Raw genomic sequence first — 19,172 nt, forward strand, 5'->3', positions numbered from 1 at the left:
TCCGAAGAAATGTTTGACTTGCTCATAAATTTTAAAACTTGAATTAACGTTGACGTTTGTCGCTTTGTTCAGTTTTCAAAGTTCAACCGTCGCTCGGAAGCGACTTTACTATCATATCAAGTTGTCTACTGTATGTCAACAACTTTTTTAATTTCTTTTTTATCACTCTTTCGAGTAATGCTTTTCACTTTACCACTTCAAATAGTGAAACAAGTAAAAGTTTGTGTTTTGTTTTCGTCGTTCACAACCGACTTTTAATAATTTACCACCTTATCCTTTAATCGTCAATGCTTTTTTAAAAAGTTTTTTAAAATATTGATCGCTATAATAACAGAAAGGGCTCTAAACTTAAGTTTAGAGCCCTTTCTACTATTCATATGGAACATACAAAGAAAAGAACAGCTTTCATTCAAATCTCTTATTCTTCTACTCTACTAAGAATACAAAATATAAAACAAAGATAACAAAGAGGCCATACATAATCGGATGAATTTCTTTTCTCTTACCTTTGAAGACCATTGTAATAGGATAAAAAATGAATCCAATCGCAATACCTGTTGCAATGCTATATGTTAAAGGCATCATGATGATCGTTAAGAATGCAGGAACAGCCACTTCAAAAGCATCCCATTTGATTTTACTTAAATTTGATACCATTAATGCACCAACGATGATAAGGGCCGGAGCCGTTACAGACGCTGTTACGACCGATAACAAAGGAGAAAAGAAAAGGGCAATTAAGAAAAACATCGCTGTTACAATAGAAGTAAACCCTGTTCTTCCTCCTGCAGCGACACCCGCTGTTGACTCTACATAAGAAGTTGTTGTTGATGTTCCTAAGATCGCACCAGCAACCGTTGCTGTAGAATCTGCTAAAAGAGCTTTACCGGCACGAGGTAACTTATTGTCTTTAATTAAACCAGCTTGGTTTGCTACCGCAACTAGTGTACCTGCTGTATCAAAGAAATCTACAAATAAAAATGTAAGAATAACAACAAGCATCTGAATCGTAAAGATATCTCCAAAATGTTGAATTGCCACTCCAAACGTAGGCTCTAAGCTAGGAATTGGAGCTACTACTGCTTTTGGAACATCAATTAAACCAACTACCATCCCTACAATTGCTGTGATTACCATTCCAATAAAAACACCGGCATTTACACGAAGAACCATTAAAATAACCGTAACGACAATACCAAAGATAGCTAGTAGCGTATTTCCATTAGTTAAATCACCTAATCCAACTAACACCGCTGGATCATCAACAATAATTCCAGCATTTTGAAGACCAATAAATGTGATAAACAACCCAATACCTGCGCCCACTGCTAATTTTAACTCTTGTGGAATGGCATTAATAATCTTTTCACGTACTCCACCTAATGTAAGAACAATGAAAATCAAACCAGAAGCCATTACACCAGACAACGCTGTTTGCCAAGGAATACCCATAGTTAAAACAACTGTAAATGCGAAAAATGCATTCAGACCCATTCCTGGTGCTAAAGCAATTGGATACCTACCTAACAATCCCATAATAAGTGAACCAATTGCAGCCGCTAAAGCTGTCGCCGTAAAGACAGCACCCTGGTCCATACGCATTTGATCAGGTAAGTCAGGAATTGTACTCAATGATAAAATAGATGGATTAACAAATAAAATATAAGCCATTGATAGAAATGTAGTAATACCTGCTACAGTTTCTTTTTTATAGCTTGTGCCTGCCTTTTCAAACTGAAAATAGTTTTTCACGCTTTCTCCCCCTAAATGTTCTTGTATTTTCTAAGTTGCTAAAATAAAAAACACCTTCACTCTACCAGGTGTGAAGGTGCTGACATAAAGGTTAACGAGAAAGGCAGAAATCTATTCCTATTTTCTACTTTCATCATTATACCTCGTAGTCAAGCCATTTACGGTAGCCTGGTAGAAACTTTTGGGCCATATTCCCAATATTATACGACGTATAAACAATTATTTTATTAACTTATAGTGCGATTCTACCACCAAACAGAAAGAGTAGTCAACAAAAAACGAACATTGATACATCAATGTTCGTTTTTTGTTCGTTTTATTCCCACTCAATTGTTGCTGGTGGCTTACTTGTGATGTCATATACTACTCGGTTAATGTCTTTAACCTCATTTACGATACGTACAGAGATTTTCTCTAATACATCCCATGGGATACGCGCCCAATCAGATGTCATTCCATCAATTGATGTAACTGCACGAATTCCAATTGTATAATCGTACGTACGAGCATCTCCCATTACACCTACGCTTCGAATATCAGGTAGAACCGTAAAGTATTGCCAAATATCACGATCTAATCCCGCTTTTTTGATTTCTTCGCGTAAAATAGCATCTGACTCACGTACAATTTCTAACTTCTCTTCTGAAATTGCACCAAGAACTCGGATTCCTAAACCAGGTCCTGGGAATGGTTGACGCCACACGATTTCGTCTGGAATACCAAGTTCACTTCCAAGCGCACGTACTTCGTCTTTAAATAATGTATTTAACGGTTCAATTAACTTAAACTGCATGTCTTCAGGTAATCCACCTACATTATGGTGAGATTTAATTGTTTGCGCAGTTGCTGTACCACTTTCAATAATGTCTGTATAAAGCGTACCTTGAGCAAGATATTCAATACCTTCTAACTTCGTTGCTTCATCATCAAAAACATAAATGAACTCATTGCCAATAATTTTACGCTTTTTCTCCGGATCAGAAACACCTTCTAATTTACTTAAGAAACGGTCTCTTGCATCTACTTTAATAACGTTCATATTAAATCCTTCACTGAACGTTTTCATTACGCTATCCGCTTCGCCTTTTCTTAATAAACCGTGATCAACAAAGATACATGTTAATTGATCACCGATTGCTTTATGGATAAGTACTGCTACAACTGAAGAGTCTACTCCACCGCTAAGTGCACATAATACCTTTTTATCTCCAACTGTTTGACGGATTTTATCCATTTCCATATCAATAAAGTTTTCAATTGACCAGTTTGCTTCTGCTTCACACACTTCAAATACGAAGTTTTTAAGAAGTTCATTACCATGTACGGAGTGACGAACTTCTGGATGGAATTGTACGCCATACATCTTCTTGTCTTTATTGCTCATTCCCGCAATTGGACAAGAGATACTTGTTGCATCTACTTCAAAGCCTTCTGGTGTTTGAACAACTAAGTCGCCATGACTCATCCACACCACTTGCTCTTTTGGTAGCTCATGATACATAAGTGAATCATTTTGTACGTTAATTGTCGCTTTTCCGTACTCACGATGACTTGCAGCTTCAACTTTTCCGCCAAAGTGATGTGTCATAAGTTGCATACCGTAGCAAATTCCTAATACAGGAATTCCTAATTCAAAGATGTTTTCATCACAGTGAAATGCATTTTCCCCATATACACTATTTGGTCCACCTGAGAAGATAATCCCTTTTGGATTTAATGCTTTTATTTCTTCAGCTGTAATTGTATGAGGGTGTAACTCACTATATACACCAAACTCACGAATACGGCGTGTAATCAACTGATTATATTGACTACCAAAATCTAATACAACAATCATGCCTTCCATCCTTTTCACCTCATTCAAATCTGTACATACTTAACAAGCAGTATGCCCGAAAAATGCAAAAAAACTAGAATTCTGCCCTAATAAATAAAGGCAGAATTCTAGTTGTACATCAAAAAGCGTATCAAATAGAACATTCTGCCTTCATAGTCAGGTCCTTTACGGCGACCCGGTAGAGACTCTCGAACCATATTATCGAGGATATACGAAGGTGTACGAAAAAATATTATTATAATCGTGAATATTCTATCAATCCATGAAAGAATGGTCAAGAACTCACTTTTTTAATTAAATTTTCCCACAATTCTATCGATTTTTCCCATTCTCTTATAGACTCTTCTTTTCTGTATAGCACTCTTTCATATGTTGTTGTTAATCTGGTCATATCATTCATTTGCAAATTCTTATCTACTTGCTTAGCGTATGCTCGTAGCGTTTGATTTTCTTTTCTTTTAATTCCTTTTCTCTCTAACTGTTTTAATAAAAGAAGGTAGGCCTTTTCAAATCTTTTTTCATCCTTTTTCTTTTTGTAATATTGAATTCTAAGGGGAAGAAGCCATTTGTTTCTTGTTAGATATAAACTAATAACAAACATGAAGAAAACAATGATTGGTAGAATCATCTGCTTCCATGTCCACTCACCGCTTGTAGACTTCTGTTCTATTGATTGCTCTTGCTTTGGTGCTTCCTCTTTCTTCTCCGGTGTCTCTCGTAACGACTCTTCTTCTATTTCCGGTGCCGTATTAGTATCTGCCGAAAGATCATAAGTAAAATCGTATGGATTTGTAAAGCTCTTTGTTGGCTCAAAAGGAACCCAACCTATTTCCGGGAAATAAACCTCTACCCAGGAATGAGCATTGTTTTGCGTTACCTCATATCGTTTTTCTCCTGAACTACTTAGAACCTCTTTTCCATCCGTATATCCCTTCACCCACCTAGCAGGGATATCTAAAGAACGTAACAATACAATCATGGAAGTAGAAAAGTTATCGCAATACCCACGTTTCGTCTCAAAAAGAAATTGATCAACATAATCCTGTCCCTCTTCTGGTACGGCTACATCTTGTGTATCATAAATAAACGAATTTAAACGAAAGTATTGTTCAATCGCTTTCACCTGATCATAGCGATTTTCTTTGTTTATAGTAATCTCTCTTGCTAGTTTCCTCACTCTCTCCGGTAGAGCTTCAGGAAGTTGAGTATATCGTTGTTTAAACTCTTGATTGCCTTCTAACTCATCTTCATTGTTAGCACTTTGCAACAATTCTACTTGAAACTCTGGATAGCGATACGTCACCTCATACCCATCTAATTCTGTAAATCGTTCTCCTTGATAGGGATATAGCTTCTCTGTTATTGGATTAAATCGAATAGATGCTAAGGCAAATGGCTCAATTGTTAGTAGTTGAGGTGGATACACCAAGTGCATAGAAGGTTGTTTCAAGCTTAATGTAGCTTGTAACTCTTGGCTCTTTACACTCTCTCCATAGGAGGATAAACGCGACTCGTTTCCTTCTAGTGGAACATTCCTTTGACCTTCAGTAGCTTCCCATCCTTGACCTGTATAGATGTCCTTTGATTCGATCTTCCAATAATGCTTCTCAGAAGCTTTTGCTGTAAAAACGACGGTGTCATCTCCTATGAAAGGCCCTCCAAGCTGCGAATCATCTACCCCATATCCTACTTTCTGAACCGATGATGAACCACCAGCTCCTTGTCCTCCATTCGTCGCATATCCTTTTAAAAAAGGAACAGGGTCTGGCCATTGTGGATCCGCTTTCGGTGTAAAGTAAGCAATGGTCATTGAGCCCACTAAAAATAAAACGAAAAAAGCAAAAAACCGATTTTTACTCGACACATTTGTTATATTAAATCCCTTACTCTTCAATCGCTCTGCATGTAGAAAGCCTAATAACAGAAAGCCAATCATGACAATCCTCACAATTGCATACGTTGCATCGTACGGAGAGAATGTATCAATTACAGATATATAAATAATGGTCAACATAAAGAAAAAGAACATTTTCTTTTGATAGAAAATCCAGAAATACACGAGATAGACCATTAACCAAAGTAAAACAAAAAACAGGACGCTTCGAAACTCATTTGAAAAGTCGTAAATTTGAAACGTAAAAAAGCGCTGCATATCTTCTTGCATAGAACGTAAAAATGAGTGAGTCCATTCTAAACTTAAAAAAGGGCCTTCTCGATACAAAGAATGAATCGAGTATAGAATAAAGATTCCTTTCACCGGGAACTGAATATAAAAGGGCACATGAAGCATGAGCAGTAAAAAGCTTAACGCGATAAACAGGACAAAATATTGAGTCTGAGCAGTGTCAGTCACAACCTTCATAGGCCTTAACCATTCCCATAGCAACAAAAATGAACCGATATACAATAATAGGTTAGTTAATGTGCTTATTTCTAATGAGTATCTCTTCATCTTCTACTCACCTCAATCAAAGCATCTGCGAAATTTTTTTCGTATATTGTTAAGATTCGATAACGATAACTAGTTAGTTTTCTCTCTACCATTTTCTCTTCCTCATTAAGAGTAACACCCGCTTCTTTAACAAGAAAAACGATAACATTTACATTAGGATTGAACTTTTGCTGAAGAGCTGTACATAATTCATTTGTTAATGTTGAGGTCACAACAATTGCGAGTCCCGCTCTTTCTAACTGAAAAAGCGGATCCATTAAAGCATAACTAAAATGTGCTTCATCATCCGGCTGAATTCTAGCTAATTGGTGCATGATTTCATAAAATGATTTTGAATCCCTTCGAAAATGTTTGATGGACTCAGTATCCACTGTGATAAATTCAATATCTACACCTATTTTTTGATAAGCCGAAAGCATCGACGCACCGAAAACAACTCGTTCTTCAAAAGCCTCGCTTGTCATCCCATCTACTAACACACATAACGAGCTTGTTTGTTTACTTTCAAACTCTTTCGAAATCAGAACATCCTTACGAGCAGTTGCTTTCCAATCCACCCATGAAAATTGATCACCAGGCTGATATTCACGAATTCCTGACATTAATGTGTTTTCTTGATGTACAGGAAACGGCGAGTTTAATTCACCACTTTCAAATGTAGAGGTTAGTCTACGGGGCTTTATCTCCACAATTTTAGGATAAACGAGATAGACGTCTTCTTGTTTATAAGAGTGTTCTCGATTGACAAACCCTAAAAAATCACTTGTTTGAATGCGAATTTCTTGAAAGACATGTTCTCCTCGAGGGAGATCATCCAATGTGTACTGAATTGATAGTTCTCTTCGAAACAGTGGGTATACCATGATTTTGCAGGCATTTTCTCCATAATAATGAGCTAAATGCGTCGGAAGAACATCTTCTATCATTAAAAATAACAGTGGAAATGGTAGCGTGCGCTTGATTGTAATGGAAACAATTAATGAATGTTCCTGTCTTTTATTTATGTTCCTTTCTACTTTCAAACGACTAAGCGGATAAATTAAAAGTAGAAACCCATATAAAGCAAAAGGTAGAAAGCTGTAGAATAAAAACCAGCTAACAAACCCACCTTGAAACATCGCATAGATGAATATGATAACTAGTAAACTCACGAAAAGAAGGACTTTTAGGCTTTTTTGAGCCATGTATCGTGTTCGATTCCTCATCATATCTCATTACCTTTTAATTGGCACATATACTTTTGCCAAAATATTTTTTATAATATCCTCGGCCTTTTTCCCCTCATATTTGGCCTCTGGTCGTAATGTCATTCTATGTGCCAAAACAGGTTGTGCTAAATATTGCACATCATCTGGAATACAATAGTCTCGACCTTGTAATAACGAGTATGCTTGAGCTGCTTTCATAAGAGCAACTGATCCACGAGGACTTACACCCAAATAAACATGATTATCTTTACGTGTACGATCTACAATTTCTACAATATATCGTTTAACCGTATCATCTACATACACTTCTTTTACTTTTTGCTGAATAATTTGTAATTCATTTATATCAATAACAGGACTTAGCTCTTCAATAGGTTCTCTATTAGCTAATCGATTTAGAATCTCAACTTCTTCTCCCATCGTTGGGTACCCCATATGCAAGCGAAATAAAAAGCGATCTAATTGCGCTTCAGGCAAATTGTAGGTTCCATCAAATTCAATTGGATTCTGTGTTGCCATGACAAAGAAAGGTTTTGGTAACGACCTTGTAATCCCATCGGTTGTTACATTCCCTTCTTCCATTGCTTCTAGCAGCGCAGACTGTGTTTTCGGAGACGTTCGATTAATTTCATCTGCTAAAACGAGATGACTCATAATGGGTCCTGGTCGATAATGAAACTCCATTTCTTTTGGGTTGTAAATGGATACGCCCGTTACATCAGAAGGCAACAGATCAGGTGTAAATTGAATACGCTTAAAATCTGTATGAATAGACTTAGCTAATGCTTTTACCATCATTGTTTTCCCTACACCCGGGACATCTTCTAGTAAAACGTGCCCTTCTGCTAAAAGAGCAACTAGACTTAACGTTGCCACTTCTCTCTTCCCAATGACAACACGCTCAATATTCGATAAAACAAGCTCGAGCTTGCTTTGCATTTCTTGTAGTTGTTCCAACATGTTCCCCCCTAATCGTCTTAATCCTCTTCTCTACTTTATACCAACCTTCGATGAATCGCTAACCTCTATGTTTTAGTTATATCTACACTCTTTATATCATTTTTTAATAATTAATATAAATCAAAAAGGCTTGTAATCTAGGAATTACAAGCCTTAAAAGTACTAATAGAACAAACTATACGATTGCTATGTTCACTTAAAAACTGAGTATGGTACCTTAAAATACGTTTCAGACCAAAATAGATTTTTCTCACTATGAGGTGATAACAGCTCAGTAACAAATAACATTCCTTTGGACATAAAAAAACCACTCCTCAATCTAATTGAGAAGTGGTTTTTCCTTCAGCTCATCATGAACGTAAGGAAGGTATTACATCATACCGCCCATGCCCATGCCGCCCATATCAGGCATTGCAGGACCGCCAGCGTTTTCTTCTGGCTTATCAGCTACAACAGCTTCAGTTGTTAAGAACATAGCTGCTACAGATGCTGCATTTTGAAGTGCAGAACGAGTTACTTTTGTTGGGTCAACGATACCAGCTTCAAGCATGTTTACCCACTCACCAGTTGCTGCGTTGAATCCAGTTCCCACTGCTTCACCTTTTAGACGCTCAACGATTACTGAACCTTCTAGGCCAGCATTATGAGCAATTTGACGTACTGGCTCTTCAATCGCACGTAGAACGATGTTGATACCAGTTGCTTCGTCACCTTCAGCATCAATTGTTGCTACTTTATTGTAGATATTAACTAATGCTGTACCACCACCAGCTACGATACCTTCTTCAACCGCAGCACGCGTAGAGTTAAGAGCATCTTCAATACGTAATTTACGTTCTTTAAGTTCTGTTTCAGTTGCAGCACCAACTTTGATAACTGCTACACCACCAGCTAATTTAGCTAGGCGCTCTTGTAATTTTTCACGGTCGAATTCAGAAGTTGTTTCTTCAAGTTGAGCTTTAATTTGGCCCACACGTGCAGAGATTTCTTCTGAGTTACCTTCACCGTTTACGATTGTTGTGTTTTCTTTTGTTACAACAATTTTAGAGGCACGGCCTAGTTGTGTGATGTTTGCTGATTTAAGGTCTAAACCAAGCTCTTCAGTGATTACTTCACCGCCTGTTAAGATAGCAATGTCTTGAAGCATTGCTTTACGACGGTCACCAAATCCAGGAGCTTTAACCGCTACTGCTGTGAATGTACCACGTAACTTATTCACTACTAATGTAGCTAGTGCTTCACCTTCTACATCTTCAGCAATTAATAATAGCGGCTTACCTTGTTGCACAACTTGCTCTAATACAGGTAAGATTTCTTGAATGTTGTTGATCTTCTTGTCTGTAATTAAGATGTAAGGGTTGTCTAACACAGCTTCCATCTTATCAGAATCTGTTACCATGTAAGGAGAAGCATATCCACGGTCGAACTGCATACCTTCTACAACTTCTAATTCAGTTGAGAAACCTTTAGATTCTTCTAATGTAATAACTCCGTCGTTACCTACGCGCTCCATTGCCTCAGCAATAAGCTCACCAACTTCGTTATCAGCAGCAGAAATAGCCGCTACTTGTGCAATAGAAGATTTACCTTCGATAGGCTTAGAGATTGATTTTAATTCTTCAATCGCTACCGTTACCGCTTTTTCAATACCTTTACGGATACCCATTGGGTTTGCACCAGCTGTTACGTTCTTTAAGCCTTCACGAATCATTGCTTGTGCTAAAACGGTCGCAGTCGTTGTACCGTCACCAGCAACATCATTTGTTTTGCTTGCAACTTCTGCTACTAATTTTGCACCCATGTTTTCAAATGCATCTTCTAATTCGATTTCTTTTGCAATAGTAACACCATCGTTTGTAATTAATGGAGAACCGAATTTTTTCTCTAATACAACGTTACGACCTTTTGGTCCTAATGTTACTTTTACAGCGTTTGCTAATGTATCTACACCACGTAGCATTGAACGACGTGCTTCTTCACTGAATTTAATATCTTTTGCCATCTTTCTAGACCTCCTCAAATTATCGATCTATATAAAAACGTTATGATATATCTTTCTAGAACATAAGATTATTCAAGACTATGAATAATTCAAATGACGCGTTAATTTGTTATAATTAGCTAATAACAGCTAAGATATCAGTTTCGCGTAAAATTAAGTATTCTGTACCTTCGTATTTTACTTCAGTACCTGCATATTTTGAGAAGATGATACGATCGCCTTCTGACACTTCTAGAGCTACGCGCTCACCATTGTCTAATACGCGACCTGTTCCAACAGCTACAATCTTACCTTCTTGAGGTTTTTCTTTTGCAGTGTCTGGTAATACGATACCGCTTGCAGTTTTTTCTTCTGATTTTACTAGTTCAATGACTACACGATCACCTAATGGCTTTAACAAGTGAAACAACCTCCTCAAATGATATAATTACATCTTTATTAGCACTCAACGTCTATGAGTGCTAACACAATTATTATATTAAATAAACTGACTTTTTTTTGCAAGTGTTAAATACAAAAAAATTTAAATTACTTTCACGGGAAAAGTCATAAAAAGAGAACCGTCCTTCTACATTATACCTAACCTACCTAAATCTACACCTCATTGATAAAAGGAATTTACTCTTTTAGACATCATTCTTTTCTCTGTTCGAATAGGACTATGTTACAATACGAAAAGATACTACTCATTATTGTTCTACATAAGGTAGGAAAAAACCTCTGTAAAGGAGTATGACAGATTGAAAAAGCACTATTGGTACATTATTTTAACGTACATTCTTATGCAACTTTCGGGCATCTTAGGGGTAAGACTTTTATTAGCGCTCGGCTTTTTTGAAGATAAGCCTATGCAAGAAGGATTGCAATATGCAACCATTTACTGGACGATTTTCAGCTTCACTGTCGCATTAATGATTACGCTCCTGTTACTGCGTAAAGAAAGGCACATGCGCACAGAAAAGATTCATATTCCTCAAGCCGTTTTTTGGTCTATAGGTGGTATCTTCTTAGCAATGATTGCACAGTCTATTGCAGGCGTAATTGAAATGAAAGTTTTTGGTATAGAGCCAGGCTCCGAGAATACAGAATTCATTGTGGAATTAGTTCGAATTACACCAATGCTCATCGTAGTCACTTCAGTCATTGGTCCAATTCTAGAGGAGATTATCTTCCGAAAAATTATTTTTGGTTCGTTACACAAACGATTTAATTTCTTTATTTCTGCTTTAATTAGTTCAGTCATTTTTGCAGCCGTTCATATGGATTTTATACACATTTTAATCTATACGGCAATGGGGTTTGTTTTTGCTTTTTTATATGCAAAAACCAAGACGATCATTGTACCGATTTTCGCTCATGTGGCGATGAATACGATTGTCGTGCTTATGCAAACCATCTTTGCTGATAAAATTGAGGAGCTACAAAAACAAGCAGAACAACTGCAGTTTATTTTTGGAGGCTTTTAATGATGAAAAGAACACCCCTGTTTATGGGATTTGTTTATATGTTTATGGGTGCATTGTTTACATACCTAGCGATTCAAAGCACCCGTACTAGTGAAACGATTTGGAGTTTCACTACCATTGTGTTAATGCTTGTCGCTACATTTGACTTTAGCGTAGCATTGCGCGTTTTTTTATTACATCAAAAGATAAAAAAGATACAAAACAACCAAAAAAAATAGAGCTGAGTCATACAGGTCATGTTTCACCCATTTCAAACTCAGCCCACAACATCCCTTGCCTCTAACGTCTAACAAATGAATAGACAGATGAGCAAGGGATTTTTCATAAAAATACTCTCTTCCTCTACCTACTGAACATGAACCTACATCTTTTGTTGATCTTTCAATGCCTCTTCCTCAGCCTTTAAAACTTTTCTATACGAGAATCGAGAAATAACAATACTGATTTCATATAAAAACAGGAGTGGAACTGTCACCATTAGATGAGAAAGTAATTCTGGAGGTGTAATAAATGCTGCAATGACAAGTAACACAAAATACGCATACTTTCGTACATGTCCGAGCAACATTGGTGTAACCATACCTAGGCGCGTTAAAAACATAATAACAACAGGTAGCTGAAATAAAAGGCCAAATGGAATGGTTAACTGTAATAAAAATTGGAAGTATTCGTTAATTCCGATAACTTGATTCACACCTAGACGTTCAGCAATGCGTGTCATGAAATCGACCACGAATGGAAATAAAATAAAATATGAAAATGCGATACCGCTCAAAAACAGAATAACGGAAAGCGGAATATAACTTAAGGTTACGTTACGCTCTTTGTCATACAATCCGGGACTCACAAATGCCCATAACTGATAAAGAGCAACAGGAGCAGTCAATATACAGCCAATGATAAATGCAAACTGCATATATATCTTCAATGGGTCTGTTAATCGAAACGCATTCATTGTAAGTTCTTTTGCTTCATCTGCATGCTGTAAGTAGACAATAATTGACTCTGCTAAAAAAAAGCCGCCAATGGTTGCCATCATAAATAGAAAAACAACGAGAATTAAACGTTTCCGTAGTTCACCTATATGTTCATAAACGGACATTTCTTGTTCTTTCATGTAAAATTCATCCTTACGTTATTTTACCTCTCGCTTTTTGCTGTCGTCATCATCGTCGTCAGCTAAGCCTTTCGTTGCATTCTTAAACTCTTTTAATGTATGTCCTGCCGCTTTGCCTAACTCAGGTAATTTTTTTGGACCGAAGATTAATAAAGCAACAAAAACAATTAAGATGATGCTCCCAATTCCTAGATTCATTGTCCAATCACCTCCTCATCTCATAATAGTGAAAAGAGTATATAATCGCAATACACTCTTTTATTCAGTTGGATAGTTTTTCAAAAAGTAAACCAATGATTGAAGTTCAACTGCTAAATCAATATGATGCAAACGAACCTTGTCAGGTACATTAATTCTTGCAGGCGTAAAGTTTAAAATTCCTTTAATACCTCTTTTAATTAAACGATCCGTAATTTGCTGTGCCGCTGTCGCCGGTACCGTCAAAATAGCCACCGTAATATCGCCCTTTAAAACTTCTTCTAATTGGTCCATATGATAGATTGGCACGTCGCCAACTTGTTTCCCTACTTTATCTTCATCTACATCAAAGCCCATCTCAATTTTTGTGTTATTGTTTTTAATGAAGTTATAATTTAAAAAGGCAGTTCCTAGATTACCTACACCAATTAGCGCTACTTTTGTGACTTCATCTTGATCAAGTGTTTTTCTAAAGAAAGATAACAAATAGTTGACATTATAACCGTATCCTTTCTTTCCAAGAGCACCAAAATAAGAGAAATCTCGGCGAATCGTTGCCGAGTCTACTTTAACTGCTTCACTTAACTCTGCAGATGATACTCTCTGCTTACCAGAAGAATGTAGGTTTTTCAAAAATCGATAATAAAGTGGTAAACGTTTAGCAGTAGCCTGTGGTATTTTAAGTTGTTCCATACTCACTTTATCCCCCTCATTTAAACATATATGGAAGCTATATCAATCAAATGTTTATAAGCCAATACGTCGATTATTCTATCTAGAATCTTTGAAAACGCTATCATATCAATCGTTTCTTCGTTCTTTTTTAGAATATTCTTTTCTCTCTTTATTTTAACACGAATATGAACATTTTTCTTCTCCCTCTATGACTATACACTATTTTGTAAAATCTGTCTCTTCATGTCATTAATAGTTGCTTCTGATAACTATGTTAAAATAGACTATGGATATACAAGTAGAGGTGAAAACATAAAATGATTATTTTGCAGTTGAATGGTGTAACGAAATATTATGGAGCTGAACCCATTTTACAGAATATAAAGTTAGAAGTACAAACAAAAGACCGCATCGCATTAGTAGGCAGAAACGGAGCAGGTAAATCTACTCTTTTAAAAATTATTTCTGGTGAAATCTCTTATGATCACGGAGAAATTATTAAACCAAAAGACGTGACAATTGATTATATGGGACAAGATACAGTACTAGAGTCTAATTTATCTATTTGGGATGAAATGCTTACTGTATTCCAACCTTTAAAAGAAATGGAAAACGACTTAAGAGAACTTGAACGTAAAATGGGCGATCCTACTTATTTTACGAATCAAACCCAATATGACAAGTTACTAAAAGAATATGATGAACTTCAAATCCGTTTTAAAGATCAAGGCGGTTATCAGTATGAAGCTGATATTCGATCTATTTTACATGGATTTCGCTTTAGCGATTTTGATTATGCCACTCTTATTTCCACACTAAGTGGTGGACAAAAAACAAGATTAGCGTTAGCAAAATTGCTCTTAACAAAACCAGACTTGTTAATTCTTGATGAGCCTACCAACCATTTAGATATTGAAACTCTTTCATGGCTTGAACAATATTTACAAGGCTATTCTGGTGCCATTGTCATTGTTTCACATGACCGTTATTTCCTTGATGAAGTTGTCAATCAAGTGTATGAGGTGTCGCAAAAGACCACAACAAAATATGTTGGTAACTACTCTCACTACTTAGAAGAAAAAGCAGAACGGTATGAGCGGGAATTAAAACAATTCGAAAAGCAGCAAGACGAAATTGCAAAGCTTAATGATTTTATTCAACGAAACATTGCTCGAGCTTCCACTACAAAACGAGCGCAAAGCCGAAGGAAACAATTAGATCGAATGGACGTAATGACAAGACCAAACGGGGATGAAAAATCAGCTTCCTTTTCATTTGAAATTGAACGTCAAAGTGGAAATGAAGTGATAAAGATAGAAGATGTAGCTATTGCGTATGAACCAAATAAACCAATTGTTCAGCACGTTGATATTCGCATTACTAGAGGCGACAGCATCGCACTAGTAGGTCCTAACGGAATTGGAAAATCAACATTACTGAAAGCATTAACGAACAAGATTCCATTACTGAAAGGTGATATCTCACTAGGGTCTAACGTGACAATTGGCTATTATGACCAAGAACAGGCTAATCTAACATCGAACAAAACGGTACTCCAAGAATTATGGGATGATTACCCTTCAAAGCCAGAAAAAGAAATTCGTACAACCCTTGGAAATTTTCTTTTCTCAGGAGATGATGTATTAAAGGCTGTATCTACCTTAAGTGGTGGAGAAAAAGCACGTGTTGCTCTGGCAAAATTAATGTTACAACAAGCTAATTTTCTTGTGTTGGATGAGCCTACCAATCATCTCGATTTAGATAGTAAACAAGTGTTAGAAAATGCACTAATTGATTACCCAGGAACCATTTTATTCGTATCCCATGACCGTTATTTTATTAATCGTTTAGCTAGTAAAATTGTGGAACTGAATAAATTAGGAACAGCAGAATTTTTAGGTGATTACGATTATTATTCAACAAAGAAAGCGGAATTAAAAGAACTTGAAGAAATTGAGCGCCGTGAACGTGTAGAGTCGTCTCCTTCTACACAACCAAAACAAGATAAATCTTCTTATCAACAAGATAAAGAAACAAAAAAAGTAATGAGACAACGTAAACGAAGAATTGAAGAAATTGAACTTGAAATTAGTCACATTGAAGACAAGATGCAAAAAAATGAAGAGCTTCTTTGTGACCCTACCATTTATCAGGATCATGAAAAGGTACAAGACATTAATCAAGAAAACGATGAATGTAATCACAAACTAGCATCCCTAATGGAAGAATGGGAATCTCTACAGTTGTTAATAGAGGAATAATTAAAAAGTGGCAAGTCTAAACAGACTTGCCACTTTTCCACATTATTATCCACAAATTATTCTAAAATGAATGAAAATTGTGGATACCAACACTTTTATCCACATTTATTGTTCTAAGTCTAATCCTGGATTCCCATTCAAATCCATCTCTGAGCGCTTTCCTTGGTCAAACATTACACTACCTATCGCACCAATCATTGCAGCATTATCTGTACATAAAGAAAGTGGAGGAATCACAAGTTCTACTTCTGGCACTTCTGCAAAAGCTTGTTCTAACGTGGAACGTAACCCTTTATTAGCTGCTACCCCACCAGCTAATAATAACTGTTGAACATTGTATTCCTTTGCAGCTTCTAGAGTTTTTGTAACTAATACGTCCACTACACTCTCTTGAAAGCTTGCTGCCATATTCTGTGGATTAATCTGTTCTCCTTTTTGAGTCGCATTGTGGATTGTGTTAATAACTGCAGATTTTAATCCACTGAAGCTGAAATCATACGTTCCTTCTAACCATGCTCTTGGAAGTTTATAGGTTGGCTCTCCTTCATGAGCAAGTCGGTCAATATGTGGCCCCCCTGGATATGGTAGATTTAACGTACGAGCCACCTTATCATAAGCTTCACCAGCTGCATCATCTCTTGTTTCGCCAATGACTTTAAACTCACCATGTTTCTCCATGTAGACAAGTTCGGTATGACCGCCAGACACAACTAAAGACAGAAGAGGGAATTTCATTTCTTTAATAAGGCGATTTGCATAAATATGTCCAGCAATATGATGAACGCCCACAAGTGGCTTGTTATGTGCAAATGCAATGGCTTTCGCGGCATTTACACCAATTAATAATGCACCTACTAATCCAGGTCCTTCTGTTACAGCAATTGCATCAATCTGTTCCATACTCATATTTGCTTGATTTAGTGCTTCTTCTAAAACAATGGTTACTTGTTCCACGTGATGTCTAGAGGCAATCTCAGGCACCACACCGCCAAATCTTTTATGACTTTCAATCTGTGATGCAACTACGTTCGATATAATTTCGGTTCCATCTTTAATGATGGCAACTGCTGTTTCGTCACAGCTTGTTTCAATTGCTAAAATATATTGTTCTTTTATCATTATAAATTCACCCACATTACTAATGCGTCCTCATTGTTATCAGAATAATAATTCTTTCGAATTCCACCAGGCTCAAAGCCTAATTTCCGATACAATGATTGAGCAGTATAATTTGAAATACGTACTTCTAATGTCATTGAAATAGCACCCATTTCTTTCACTAGATTGATCACATTATTTAATAATAATTCTCCCAGTCCTTTACCTCGATAAGCAGGAAGGAGGGCAATATTTGTAATGTGTGCTTCATCTACTACGATCCACGTTCCACAGTATCCTACTACCTTTTCATTTTCTTCCATAACAATATAAGTAGAAAATTGATTGTTCACTAATTCATTATAAAATGCTTCTCTGCTCCAAGGTGTAGCAAATGACTGATGCTCAATTTCTACCACATCATCAATATCTTCCATTTCCATAAGACGGAATTTAATTGTTAGCTTCATAATTCAACTCCTTAAGAGTCTTGATTTTGAGAAGCTAACCAATTGGCCTCTGCTTCTGCTAACCGGGCATAATTAGGAACAAATGTATGTACATCGTTTGGTTCCTTTTGCATACCGATAAAAGCAAGTTCACTTGGACGAGGATTGTTCTGAGTATATGGGGCAATAACAGCTAACTCTCCTAGCTCACTTTTAATTACTTCTTCATGCAGTTTAACATCATTACCTAAAAATAAGACCTTTTGATGATTGGCTTTAATCTTTTTCAACCAATCTTTATTAATGATAAGTTGATCTTCTACTTCTTCTACAAGTTTTCCATTTTCTGCGTAACGATATAAACCTGTGAAAATTTGTTGTCTTCTTGCATCAAAGAGAGGACAGATAACACCATCGAAATATCTTCCGTTAGCTGCTAATACTTCTAAGCTAGACACACCTACTAAAGGAATATTTAATGTCCAAGCCAGCGTTTTAGCGATGGTAACACCTATACGTACGCCTGTATAAGATCCTGGTCCTTGTGCTACTACGATACGATCGAGCTCTTTTGGTTTTATACTACATTCTTTTAATAATGTCTCAATTGCTGGCATTAAACGAACAGAATGATTCTTTTTTAAGTTTGTAACAACTTCTCCAATCACCTGATCATCCTCTACAACAGCAATTCCCATGACTAGATTAGATGTATCAATCGCTAATGTTTTCATATTTAAAAAGCTCCTCACAAATATCAATATACCGTTGGCCTAAAGCCTCTAACTCGATTCTTCTTCTATTCTCATCTTCATGGTACAGATTGATTTTTAAGTATGTAAGTGGTAACTGATCTTCAATTAAATGAGCCCACTCTACAACTGTTACACCACTTCCTTCAAAATACTCATCAAACCCTAGGTCTTCAAAGCTATCAGCTAGACGATAGACATCCATATGATATAAAGGTAAGCGTCCTCCCGTATACTCTTTAATGATAGTAAAGGTAGGGCTATTCACATTTCGTTTAATATTTAACCCTTTTGCAAGTCCTTTTGTAAAAGTTGTTTTACCAGCACCTAAATCACCCTCTAATAATAAAACAGATCCTTCTTCTAACTTTTCACTTAGCTTAGAAGCAAAATCCATGGTTTGCTCAGATGAGTTTGAAAAAAACGAAAAATTTCGAGATTGCTCCATTATTTAGAACCTCATTTCAATCAATATATATCTATTTTAAACGCACCTTAGATAACATATCCACCAATAAGTTGAAACTATGTTTTATATACGATAATTTTTCTGTAGATATAAAAAAGACCTTAGGATTTCTCCTAAGGACAGCAAATTGTAATGTAAAATAGTTCAACAAAGGGATAAATAAAAAAGACGAAACATCTGTTTCGTTATCTGATTACTATAATAGTAATGGCGGTCCCGACGGGAATCGAACCCGCGATCTCCTGCGTGACAGGCAGGCATGTTAACCGCTACACCACGGGACCATTTTGGTTGCGGGGACAGGATTTGAACCTGCGACCTTCGGGTTATGAGCCCGACGAGCTACCAGACTGCTCCACCCCGCGATAATATAAAAGAAATAATGCCCGGCAACGTCCTACTCTCACAGGGACAAAGTCCCAACTACCATCGGCGCTAGAGAGCTTAACTTCCGTGTTCGGCATGGGAACGGGTGT

The 19,172-nt window shown here is 36.7% G+C and carries 17 protein-coding genes, 2 tRNA genes, 1 rRNA gene and 2 riboswitches; of the genes, 3 read left to right on the forward strand and 17 right to left on the reverse strand.

Features of this window, described 5'->3' with window-relative positions; translation table 11 throughout:
* Positions 1 to 426 precede the first annotated feature (426 nt).
* The 7 genes from JOC83_RS19640 to groES all read right to left on the reverse strand — a co-directional run bounded on the left by JOC83_RS19640 (position 427) and on the right by groES (position 10,611).
* Positions 427 to 1,752, reverse strand: a complete 1,326-nt coding sequence (locus JOC83_RS19640; RefSeq protein WP_205189054.1) for a solute carrier family 23 protein — start codon at positions 1,750 to 1,752, stop codon at positions 427 to 429.
* A 126-nt stretch (positions 1,753 to 1,878) separates the two neighbouring features.
* A riboswitch (purine riboswitch) is annotated at positions 1,879 to 1,980 on the reverse strand.
* Positions 1,981 to 2,068: 88 nt separating this feature from the next.
* Positions 2,069 to 3,598 carry a glutamine-hydrolyzing GMP synthase gene (guaA, locus tag JOC83_RS19645; protein WP_205189055.1) on the reverse strand — a complete coding sequence of 510 codons (1,530 nt, stop codon included), beginning with the start codon at positions 3,596 to 3,598 and terminating at the stop codon, positions 2,069 to 2,071.
* A gap of 124 nt (positions 3,599 to 3,722) precedes the next feature.
* A riboswitch (purine riboswitch) is annotated at positions 3,723 to 3,824 on the reverse strand.
* A gap of 39 nt (positions 3,825 to 3,863) precedes the next feature.
* On the reverse strand, positions 3,864 to 6,041 hold the full coding sequence (locus tag JOC83_RS19650; protein WP_205189056.1) for a DUF4129 domain-containing transglutaminase family protein: 2,178 nt from the start codon (positions 6,039 to 6,041) through the stop codon (positions 3,864 to 3,866).
* Positions 6,038 to 7,246, reverse strand: a complete 1,209-nt coding sequence (locus JOC83_RS19655) for a DUF58 domain-containing protein (RefSeq protein ID WP_205189057.1) — start codon at positions 7,244 to 7,246, stop codon at positions 6,038 to 6,040. Before JOC83_RS19655 ends, JOC83_RS19650 begins: the two co-directional genes overlap by 4 nt.
* Before the next feature lie 9 nt (positions 7,247 to 7,255).
* On the reverse strand, positions 7,256 to 8,206 hold the full coding sequence (locus tag JOC83_RS19660; RefSeq protein WP_378912279.1) for an AAA family ATPase: 951 nt from the start codon (positions 8,204 to 8,206) through the stop codon (positions 7,256 to 7,258).
* A gap of 373 nt (positions 8,207 to 8,579) precedes the next feature.
* The gene (gene groL, locus JOC83_RS19665; RefSeq protein WP_205189058.1) at positions 8,580 to 10,211 is read right to left on the reverse strand and encodes a chaperonin GroEL; all 1,632 of its coding nucleotides are present in this window, start codon (positions 10,209 to 10,211) and stop codon (positions 8,580 to 8,582) included.
* A gap of 115 nt (positions 10,212 to 10,326) precedes the next feature.
* Positions 10,327 to 10,611, reverse strand: a complete 285-nt coding sequence (gene groES, locus JOC83_RS19670; RefSeq protein ID WP_205189059.1) for a co-chaperone GroES — start codon at positions 10,609 to 10,611, stop codon at positions 10,327 to 10,329.
* 340 nt (positions 10,612 to 10,951) lie between these two features.
* On the opposite strand from groES, the gene JOC83_RS19675 reads away from it, so the two are divergent.
* Both JOC83_RS19675 and JOC83_RS19680 read left to right on the forward strand, forming a co-directional pair.
* The gene (locus JOC83_RS19675; RefSeq protein ID WP_205189060.1) at positions 10,952 to 11,677 is read left to right on the forward strand and encodes a CPBP family intramembrane glutamic endopeptidase; all 726 of its coding nucleotides are present in this window, start codon (positions 10,952 to 10,954) and stop codon (positions 11,675 to 11,677) included.
* A gap of 2 nt (positions 11,678 to 11,679) precedes the next feature.
* Positions 11,680 to 11,895, forward strand: coding sequence for a YdiK family protein (locus JOC83_RS19680; RefSeq protein ID WP_205189061.1), 216 nt, complete (start codon positions 11,680 to 11,682; stop codon positions 11,893 to 11,895).
* A 143-nt stretch (positions 11,896 to 12,038) separates the two neighbouring features.
* On the opposite strand, the gene tatC is transcribed toward JOC83_RS19680, so the two are convergent.
* The 3 genes from tatC to JOC83_RS19695 are packed head-to-tail and all read right to left on the reverse strand — an operon-like array spanning position 12,039 to position 13,691.
* Positions 12,039 to 12,794: a twin-arginine translocase subunit TatC gene (gene tatC, locus JOC83_RS19685; protein WP_205189062.1), complete on the reverse strand. Its 756-nt coding sequence runs from the start codon at positions 12,792 to 12,794 to the stop codon at positions 12,039 to 12,041.
* Positions 12,795 to 12,812: 18 nt separating this feature from the next.
* On the reverse strand, positions 12,813 to 12,992 hold the full coding sequence (locus JOC83_RS19690; RefSeq protein ID WP_205189063.1) for a twin-arginine translocase TatA/TatE family subunit: 180 nt from the start codon (positions 12,990 to 12,992) through the stop codon (positions 12,813 to 12,815).
* A 60-nt stretch (positions 12,993 to 13,052) separates the two neighbouring features.
* The gene (locus tag JOC83_RS19695) at positions 13,053 to 13,691 is read right to left on the reverse strand and encodes a redox-sensing transcriptional repressor Rex (RefSeq protein ID WP_205189064.1); all 639 of its coding nucleotides are present in this window, start codon (positions 13,689 to 13,691) and stop codon (positions 13,053 to 13,055) included.
* Positions 13,692 to 13,984: 293 nt separating this feature from the next.
* Here JOC83_RS19695 and JOC83_RS19700 point away from each other — a divergent pair, with 293 nt between their 5' ends.
* Positions 13,985 to 15,928 carry an ABC-F family ATP-binding cassette domain-containing protein gene (locus JOC83_RS19700; protein ID WP_205189065.1) on the forward strand — a complete coding sequence of 648 codons (1,944 nt, stop codon included), beginning with the start codon at positions 13,985 to 13,987 and terminating at the stop codon, positions 15,926 to 15,928.
* A 105-nt stretch (positions 15,929 to 16,033) separates the two neighbouring features.
* On the opposite strand, the gene tsaD is transcribed toward JOC83_RS19700, so the two are convergent.
* From tsaD to rrf, 7 genes are all read right to left on the reverse strand, one after another.
* Positions 16,034 to 17,047 carry a tRNA (adenosine(37)-N6)-threonylcarbamoyltransferase complex transferase subunit TsaD gene (tsaD, locus tag JOC83_RS19705; protein WP_205189066.1) on the reverse strand — a complete coding sequence of 338 codons (1,014 nt, stop codon included), beginning with the start codon at positions 17,045 to 17,047 and terminating at the stop codon, positions 16,034 to 16,036.
* On the reverse strand, positions 17,047 to 17,496 hold the full coding sequence (gene rimI / locus JOC83_RS19710) for a ribosomal protein S18-alanine N-acetyltransferase (RefSeq protein ID WP_205189067.1): 450 nt from the start codon (positions 17,494 to 17,496) through the stop codon (positions 17,047 to 17,049). Before rimI ends, tsaD begins: the two co-directional genes overlap by 1 nt.
* Positions 17,497 to 17,507: 11 nt before the next feature.
* On the reverse strand, positions 17,508 to 18,209 hold the full coding sequence (gene tsaB, locus JOC83_RS19715; RefSeq protein ID WP_205189068.1) for a tRNA (adenosine(37)-N6)-threonylcarbamoyltransferase complex dimerization subunit type 1 TsaB: 702 nt from the start codon (positions 18,207 to 18,209) through the stop codon (positions 17,508 to 17,510).
* Positions 18,190 to 18,675: a tRNA (adenosine(37)-N6)-threonylcarbamoyltransferase complex ATPase subunit type 1 TsaE gene (gene tsaE, locus JOC83_RS19720; RefSeq protein ID WP_205189069.1), complete on the reverse strand. Its 486-nt coding sequence runs from the start codon at positions 18,673 to 18,675 to the stop codon at positions 18,190 to 18,192. The genes tsaB and tsaE overlap by 20 nt, the downstream gene beginning before the upstream one ends.
* Positions 18,676 to 18,904: 229 nt before the next feature.
* Positions 18,905 to 18,980 (reverse strand) — tRNA-Asp (locus JOC83_RS19725).
* 4 nt (positions 18,981 to 18,984) lie between these two features.
* Positions 18,985 to 19,061, reverse strand: a tRNA-Met gene (locus JOC83_RS19730).
* A gap of 19 nt (positions 19,062 to 19,080) precedes the next feature.
* Positions 19,081 to 19,172, reverse strand: a 5S ribosomal RNA gene (rrf, locus tag JOC83_RS19735); the annotation flags it as partial.

The sequence above is a fragment of the Priestia iocasae genome, from assembly GCF_016909075.1.
Classification (GTDB): domain Bacteria; phylum Bacillota; class Bacilli; order Bacillales; family Bacillaceae_H; genus Priestia; species Priestia iocasae.

Coding starts and splice junctions, on each gene's coding strand:
- rimI (WP_205189067.1), bottom strand. CDS start 17,496: ATGAAGCTAACAATTAAATTCCGTCTTATGGAAATGGAAGATATTGAT.
- JOC83_RS19650 (WP_205189056.1), bottom strand. CDS start 6,041: ATGAAGAGATACTCATTAGAAATAAGCACATTAACTAACCTATTATTG.
- tsaD (WP_205189066.1), bottom strand. CDS start 17,047: ATGATAAAAGAACAATATATTTTAGCAATTGAAACAAGCTGTGACGAA.
- JOC83_RS19700 (WP_205189065.1), top strand. CDS start 13,985: ATGATTATTTTGCAGTTGAATGGTGTAACGAAATATTATGGAGCTGAA.
- tsaB (WP_205189068.1), bottom strand. CDS start 18,209: ATGAAAACATTAGCGATTGATACATCTAATCTAGTCATGGGAATTGCT.
- JOC83_RS19680 (WP_205189061.1), top strand. CDS start 11,680: ATGAAAAGAACACCCCTGTTTATGGGATTTGTTTATATGTTTATGGGT.
- tsaE (WP_205189069.1), bottom strand. CDS start 18,675: ATGGAGCAATCTCGAAATTTTTCGTTTTTTTCAAACTCATCTGAGCAA.
- JOC83_RS19655 (WP_205189057.1), bottom strand. CDS start 7,246: ATGAGGAATCGAACACGATACATGGCTCAAAAAAGCCTAAAAGTCCTT.
- JOC83_RS19690 (WP_205189063.1), bottom strand. CDS start 12,992: ATGAATCTAGGAATTGGGAGCATCATCTTAATTGTTTTTGTTGCTTTA.
- guaA (WP_205189055.1), bottom strand. CDS start 3,598: ATGGAAGGCATGATTGTTGTATTAGATTTTGGTAGTCAATATAATCAG.
- groL (WP_205189058.1), bottom strand. CDS start 10,211: ATGGCAAAAGATATTAAATTCAGTGAAGAAGCACGTCGTTCAATGCTA.
- tatC (WP_205189062.1), bottom strand. CDS start 12,794: ATGAAAGAACAAGAAATGTCCGTTTATGAACATATAGGTGAACTACGG.